Source organism: Synechococcus sp. R5-15 (assembly GCF_047462035.1).
GTDB lineage: Bacteria > Cyanobacteriota > Cyanobacteriia > Thermostichales > Thermostichaceae > Thermostichus.
Genome location: NZ_JANSIK010000037.1, coordinates 1 through 6,570, shown reverse-complemented (window position 1 = coordinate 6,570; position 6,570 = coordinate 1). Strand labels below are relative to the sequence as shown.

General features: G+C 57.2%; 7 protein-coding genes and 1 pseudogene. 2 read left to right on the top strand and 6 right to left on the bottom strand.

Annotated elements, in window-relative coordinates; all coding sequences use genetic code 11:
- Positions 1–435: 435 nt before the first annotated feature.
- The 4 genes from NW839_RS03820 to NW839_RS03805 form a co-directional block, all read right to left on the bottom strand.
- The gene (locus NW839_RS03820) at positions 436–1,305 is read right to left on the bottom strand and encodes a prohibitin family protein (protein ID WP_148202707.1); all 870 of its coding nucleotides are present in this window, start codon (positions 1,303–1,305) and stop codon (positions 436–438) included.
- Between the two features lie 51 nt (positions 1,306–1,356).
- Positions 1,357–1,641 (bottom strand): hypothetical protein, encoded by a 285-nt coding sequence (locus tag NW839_RS03815; protein WP_041436379.1) that lies wholly within the window; start codon positions 1,639–1,641, stop codon positions 1,357–1,359.
- On the bottom strand, positions 1,638–2,204 hold the full coding sequence (locus NW839_RS03810) for a thylakoid membrane photosystem I accumulation factor (RefSeq protein ID WP_414349862.1): 567 nt from the start codon (positions 2,202–2,204) through the stop codon (positions 1,638–1,640). The genes NW839_RS03815 and NW839_RS03810 overlap by 4 nt, the downstream gene beginning before the upstream one ends.
- A gap of 133 nt (positions 2,205–2,337) precedes the next feature.
- A complete protein-coding gene (locus NW839_RS03805) occupies positions 2,338–3,516 on the bottom strand; it encodes a TRC40/GET3/ArsA family transport-energizing ATPase (protein WP_414332153.1) in 1,179 nt (392 codons plus the stop codon).
- A 143-nt stretch (positions 3,517–3,659) separates the two neighbouring features.
- Here NW839_RS03805 and psbQ point away from each other — a divergent pair, with 143 nt between their 5' ends.
- Positions 3,660–4,103 carry a photosystem II protein PsbQ gene (gene psbQ, locus NW839_RS03800; protein WP_414349863.1) on the top strand — a complete coding sequence of 148 codons (444 nt, stop codon included), beginning with the start codon at positions 3,660–3,662 and terminating at the stop codon, positions 4,101–4,103.
- A 361-nt stretch (positions 4,104–4,464) separates the two neighbouring features.
- Here psbQ and NW839_RS03795 read toward each other — a convergent pair whose 3' ends face one another.
- Complete coding sequence (locus tag NW839_RS03795; protein WP_011432767.1) at positions 4,465–5,346, bottom strand: Tab2/Atab2 family RNA-binding protein; 882 nt, start codon at positions 5,344–5,346, stop codon at positions 4,465–4,467.
- Positions 5,347–5,364: 18 nt separating this feature from the next.
- Entirely contained in the window at positions 5,365–5,841 is a 477-nt protein-coding gene (locus tag NW839_RS03790) for a VOC family protein (RefSeq protein ID WP_414349864.1), read from the bottom strand.
- 299 nt (positions 5,842–6,140) lie between these two features.
- Between NW839_RS03790 and NW839_RS03785 the strand changes: the two are divergent.
- Positions 6,141–6,570, top strand: a pseudogene (locus NW839_RS03785) (energy transducer TonB); the annotation flags it as partial.

Below are 6,570 nucleotides of genomic sequence, written 5' to 3'. Positions count from 1 at the left end.
ATCCGTACTGAACATATTATACATTATTTTCAGTATAGTTGAGCTTATTATTGACTAGAGTCATGCTCCCATCAACCCAGGGCTTTGTGAGCAATTGTACAAAGCCTAGATATCCTGGCAGCCTCCTTCTGTTTAGTCTGATACAGATGCTCCGGAGAGTGGATGCCCCAGTCAACTCCCCAGGCTCCTACGTCAGCTTGCCAGTTGAGTGTCGGGCCCGGTATTTGGCCCCCGGAGTACCGGAGAGTGCTGGGTTCTCTATGAATGCAAAATGAATGCAAAGGCCGAGAATTACGGCCCATCAAGAAATTAAGGGGCACAGCAGCAACACTTCTCTGGGAGAGGGGCTGGGGCTGATGGTCTGTTGAGAACGGGCTTGGAGTGGATGCACCTGAACTGGATGGATCCAATCCTAACTTGGGACTCTCGAATCGATTACTTGTTGAGAAAGTCCCCCAGATTGAGGATGGTGTTTTGCTCGCTGACGATGGCTTGGATGTCGTCGGGCAAGTTGCGGACATACTCGAGCTGGATGACGTTCGGGTTGCTGCGCAGCGCTTCCCCTTTGAGGGCGATGGCTTGGGCCTCACCGCTGGCTTTGACAATCATTCGTTGTTTGATGAGTTGAGCCTGCTCTACGCGAAACACTTCTCTTTGCTTCTCTTGCTCGGCAATTTGTTTGGCTTCGATGGCCGACTGAAACTCTTTGGAAAATTCCACATTGCGTAAGAGCAAGCTCTGCAGCACCAGCCCTTCTGGCTGCATTAGGCGAGAGAGCTCAGCGGCAATTTGTTCTTGGATTTCAGCTCGTTGCTCAGAATAAACGCCAATGGCCGAATAGCGGGCGATAACATTGCGCACCACGGCTTGGGAGGCGGGGCGAATAATTTTGTTCAGGTAATCGGGGCCTACATTGCGATGGATTTCGGGAACCCGATCCGGATCCAGGCGATAGCGCACCGAAACATCCAGATCCACCCGTTGCCCATCGGCAGTGAGAGCGGTGAGGGTATCGTCGGCTTTGACGCTGCGCTCTTCACTTCGGCTGGTCATGTTGTAGGTTTGGGTGCGCACATCGTAAAGGGTGGGGAACTGCAGCACCGGAATCAGCAGATGGATCCCCTCGCGGCGGGGAGTCATTTCCACTCCCGTGAGGCGGTTGAAGATGACGGCTTCGTAGCCGGGTTGGACAACCAGCAGACAACGGGGCAGGAGGGTCAGCAGCGCCAAAAGCAGGCCCAGCAGAGGCAGAAAGCGCGAAGTCTTGCGGTCAAGACTAAATGGTCTAGGGCGTCGCATGCGCATGGGCAAGGGCTCCGGGATCCAAGAGCTTTTTTATCTTAAGGGGTGTGCTGGCTAGCTCAGCACCCAGCGCTGCAGAGCAATGCCCAGCAGCAGGCCAAGGCCGCCGAAGCGTACCACCTGCCAAAAGGTAGCGGGGACAGGATTAAACACCTCTAGCACATAAGCCTGCAGGCGTTGCTCCAGTTGACTGGCTTCAGCTTGGATTTCGGCCCATTGTTCAGGGGAAAGCTGGGCTATGCGCTCCAATTCTCTGAGGTCGGCAAGACGAGCCTGGAGACTCTGGAGTTTTTCCTGCAGAGCCTCGAGAGGATCAAAGGGATCGGGATTGGCCGTCACGGCTGGGCTTTTGTGGGGGGGTAGGCTTGGGGAGAACGGGATCCGGCAAATCCGGTTTGGATCTCGTTGAAAGGTTTGGCTTTGATCAGCCCTGGGGGAACGGGATCCAACTTGAAGAGGGCGCGAATAGCGTTTTCCACCTCGGTGATGGGGCGGTTGCCGACGGATTGATAGACGATATTTCCCTCTGGGTCGAAGAGGAGGGTTTGAGGCACTTGTCCGGTGTAGTATTGGCCGCGCTCGTCGCCGGGCAGGAGGGAATCGACGGAATAGGGGATGAAATAGACCCCCAGCCCGTAGCGAACCTGCAGGTTGGCAATGGTGGCGGCGTATTTTTTGCAATCGCTACTGTCATCGATGTAATACACGAGGAGGGCCGGGATCCCTTGCTCTTTCGCCTGCTTCAAGGAAACGCGGGGGGGGATCATGCCGCCATTGGCCCCGTAGAGGGCAAAGATGTTGCCATCGTAACGGTCGTCGTTGAGCAGGGCGCTGGCGGGAGGGGAAAACCAACCTGTCAAAGCGATGAGCAGAGCCATCAGGAAGATACGAAGCAACAGCATGATCTCATCCTCTTCTGAGAAGGGATCCTCGGCGATCCATCTTTAGAAGTAGGGAACACCCTCATTGTGCCATCTGGCGCTGACGCTGCCCCGTTGCCGTTCAACACTGACGCAACCAAGAGCAGCTACAGCCTCAAGCAGCAAAATGAATGCGCAGGTAGTCTTCTTCCATCTTGGCGCGGGCCGGGGTCATGGCCGCTAAAGTCTGGGGCAGAACCAAGTTGCGGCGGTGGTTGCCGATGCGGATGTTCAGCTCATCCCCGGTTTTGGTCAATTCCACCTGCTCTTTCGGGATCCCGGGCAAGTAAAGATCCAGCCGGTACTGGCCGTTGTCGGTTACCACATTCAGGGTTTGCTCGGCATAGAGCACGTCCGCCGGGTTGCGATCCCCCCAAAGGTCTTTTTTCAGGCGGGCTAGGGCGTCCCATCCCACCAACTCCTCGGAGTACAGCGGGATCTCGAAGACCGGCAGGGGGGCAAAGTTTTCGTGGATTTCCTGGCGATATTTCTGTTGGGCTGCCTTCCAGGCGGCAAAGTAGGGATCCACCACTCCATCGGGCAAGATGCGGTTGGCGATCACCAAATCGGTGGCCACCCCGTAAAGGCTGAGGTAGGCGTGGGCCCGCAGCGATTCTTTGATCACCATCTTTTCGGGGTTAGTGACCAGCCGCACTGAGGTGATGCGGTTGTTGGTGAGGATGCGCTCCAGCCGCTCAATCTTCTGATAGAACTCATAAGGAGCATCCAGCACCTGGTCATTCGGCAGCGGGATCCCGGTCAGCCCCTTCACAATCGGCTCGGCAATAGGACGCAGCATTTGCGCCAGCCCCTGCAGGGGTTTGTAGAACCTGCGCATGTACCAGCCAGAAACATCCGGCAGGCTCAAGAGGCGCAGGGCCGTGCCTGTAGGGGCCGAGTCGATGATCAACACATCGAACTTGCCTTCGTCGTAATGGCGATTCACCCGCACTAGGGCAAAGATCTCATCCATCCCTGGCAAAATCGCCAGCTCCTGTGCCTGCACCCCATCTAGCCCTCGCGCCTGCAACACCTGGGTAATGTAGGTTTTGACGGATCCCCAATTCAGCTCCAGTTCGTTGAGGGCGTCCAGCTCCGCCCCCCAAAGGTTAGGTTTGACCTCGACCGGCTCATGGCCCAAGGGCTGATCGAAGCTATCGGCCAAAGAGTGGGCCGGATCTGTGCTCAGCACCAAAGTTTTCAGGCCAATCTCGGCACAACGCCAGCCGGTCGCCGCCGCCATCGAGGTTTTGCCGACTCCACCCTTGCCGGTCATGAGGATGATGCGTTGCATGAGAGTGCCATTTACATTCTTTTACATCCCTAGCCTAACCGATTTGCTGTGCTCTTCGAGAGGCAGCCAAGGGGCTGAGGTGCAGCCAGCGGGTAAACTATTCATTTGATTACCAAATGATTGCCAAAAAGCTGATGGCAATCATGGCCAAGAAGTCAAGCCTGTTGCAGGCATGTGGGAGGTATGTGATGATCTGTCGCTGGCGGAGTGTGTTGCTGGTTGCCATCCTGACATTGGGGCTGTGGCTGGGATCCCTTTCTGTGCAAGCGGCTGCTGGCCTGCCCCGAGAGCTGCAACAACTGGAGCAACAGGTAGAGCGGCTGCAAAGCCTGGTGGAGGCGGAGGACTGGTTGGAGATCCGCTCCTACATCCACGGGCCGATGGGACTCACTCGTAAGACCTTGACCGGCCTGGCGGCTACCCTGCCAGATAAACAAAAGCGGGAAGTGCTGCGCCTGGCTAAGGAGATGGGCCGCAGCTTAGAACAACTAGACTTTGCCGCCAAAGCCTATGACCAACCCGAGGTGGAGGCAGCCCAGGCCAAGGTGAAAAAGACCTTGCAGGCGCTGGAGGCTGTGTTTTCCTAGTGAGGATCCCTTCTCTCTTTGGCGACTTTGGCGATATGGTGGTTTCAAGTTAGGGTGAGACGCCTAGGCCACTGATCGCGCCAGCGGGACGGAGTCCTTGAAAAGCCTTCTGGCCCTGCGCATTCAAGGTTTTGGGTGCGGATGCAGGGCCCTAGTTTGAATCGAAAACGCAGTCATTTCAAGTAGTGTAGTCATTTTTTAAACAGGTAATGAAACATTTCTGTCGCATTGGTCTCTAACTCCCCTCTCCCTCTGGGAGAGGAGCTGGGGGTGGTCGCGGCAGCGGCGCGGAGCGTTTGGGGAGTGTCTCAATCTAGTTTGAAATGACTGTAATTTACAAACAGGCTGTAACGGCTGCTACTTACAGCGGATGTTGCATCAGCCAGAAGCCGGCGAAAGACTGGGCCCTGAGATCGGTTTGAATGGCAAGAAAGTGGAGCCCCTGGGCCTGCTGCTGGCGCTGGGCAAAGACTTCTGCCTCTGTTCGCAGTGTTTCATCTCTCAATTGTGCAAACAGATAACAATCGTTGAGGCCCGCCTCGAGCAGTAGCCGGCCGTCTGCCACACTCAAGTAGGCGGGTTCCATACCGCTCATCCAGGCTGCCATCGGCAAAGCCCGCTGCGAGGTAATCACCAAGCCGGGAATGAGGGTGCTCCGCACCACTGGTGCCAATGTGTCGGGCGTCAAAGTGTCCCAGGCAACCGGAAAAAGCTCGCCAAATTCTATCGGCCAGGCGTCGGCTTCCCGCAGATCCTCAGCTCGCAAGGTCACGAAGGCCCAGCGTTCTCCCTGTAACTTGTCCGGCAGACGGATGGGATCCGGCGGATCCGGATCCACAGGAGGTTCGGGGCTGTAGGTAAACTGAGTCTCTTGAGGGTAAACCTGCTCTGCCCGTTCTCGCATCCAAGCTTTGAGGGTGTAAACGCGACGACTGGGCAGCATCGGGATCCCAACCGCATCGCAGGCCCGTTGCAGGATGGAACTCATGCGGGCTCGAAACACACGAATGGCCGAGGGAGGCTGGGGAGCCGCTTCGAGGTAGCTCCGCAACTGTCGTGCCACCCAGGTGCTGTTCACCTCTTGGTTACTGCAATACTGCGCTTGGCGAAACCGGCCGGTGGGATCGCATACCAACAGCTCCCAAACCCTTCGGTTCTGCTCATCCCGCAGGGGGACGGCGTTGAAATCCATCTGCCAGATAGGGCCGCGCGCAGGGCCAGAACGCAGGGGTTGAGTGGCCAAAGGTTCCTCCTGTTTGCACTACATGCCACTTGAGCGGGCCGGGGATCGTTCGCGCGAGCGGTGGGAAGCACTGTCCCCGACCAAGGCCAATTCCCGCTCCCCGAAAATGGCGGAAGCGTGGCGGTAGTACTTAAACTCCAGCAGGTTATGGAAGGGATCCTGCAAAAAGAAGGTGCCATGCTCCAAGGGGGTGCCAACAAAGCGCCAGCGCGGCTCTTGATAAAAGGGCAAGGCCCGCGCCAAGGCACGGTCGGCCAGCGCCTGCCAATCCCCTTGGGTAGGGAAGATCAGGCCAAAATGACGAGGGTAGATGCCCCGCTGGGGCGTCAGCTCTTCGTGGGTGAGGTGGGCCACCAGTTGATGGCCGTACAGGTTAAAAATAACGGCAGCAGAGGTTTCTCGACCGATCTCACAGCCCAAGCCATCGCCGTAGTAGGCCTTGGCCAAGGCAATATCGGCAACTGGAAAGGCCAGATGAAAGCGGATGGGTTCCATAACGTCGCTCCTAAAAAGCCACCAAAAGTGCCCCACCAGCCAACATCAGAGCCAGCACCCCGAGCTGTGGGGCTTTTCCCCGGCTAATGGGATCCCCGCTCTTTTCAAGGTAGGCGATCTTAGAGCTGCTGCAAGGTGGGATCCCTTCCCGAGCCCGAGATAGACTATACGCCTTTGCGCAGGAGTGCCAACTGCTCGGATGCTATAACACTAGCTGGGGTGTTACCCCCGTGGCCCAGTCTGCAACAGACAACTCGGTGTGTTGAGAGCGTTGAAGAAAGGAAAGGGCACTCTTGGCTATGACCAGCATCTGGATTGAGCAGCGCCGCCGCGAGGATGAATCTCGCAACTTTTTTTGGATGGTGGCGCTGTCGCTGCTGCTGCACGTGCTGGTGCTGCTGGGATTGCTCCACTTGGGGCGGCTTTGGCTCACTCGCGAGCCAGAACAAGAAGCCATTGAGTTTATCCTTCTGGATCCAGAAGATCTGCAGCCCCCAGAGGAAGCAGATCTGGTTTCAGAAGTTGATTCCCGCGATGGGGGTGAGCGGGTAGAAGCTCCTCCTTCTCAAGGCAGTCCACCCCAATCCCAGGCCGCCCGTCCCCAGGAGGCCCCTGCTCCTCCTCCGCCAAGACCCCAACCACCGCCACCGCCTGCCCCTGTTCCACCACCACCTGCCCCGGCTGCAGTTGCCCTGGCAACCCCAACTCCAACCCCTCCACCCAAGCCCA

Bases quoted from the DNA above. Each gene is read 5' to 3' on its own strand.
- NW839_RS03820 (WP_148202707.1), bottom strand. From the start codon at position 1,305: ATGCGCATGCGACGCCCTAGACCATTTAGTCTTGACCGCAAGACTTCG.
- NW839_RS03810 (WP_414349862.1), bottom strand. From the start codon at position 2,204: ATGCTGTTGCTTCGTATCTTCCTGATGGCTCTGCTCATCGCTTTGACA.
- NW839_RS03805 (WP_414332153.1), bottom strand. From the start codon at position 3,516: ATGCAACGCATCATCCTCATGACCGGCAAGGGTGGAGTCGGCAAAACC.
- psbQ (WP_414349863.1), top strand. From the start codon at position 3,660: ATGGCCAAGAAGTCAAGCCTGTTGCAGGCATGTGGGAGGTATGTGATG.
- NW839_RS03790 (WP_414349864.1), bottom strand. From the start codon at position 5,841: ATGGAACCCATCCGCTTTCATCTGGCCTTTCCAGTTGCCGATATTGCC.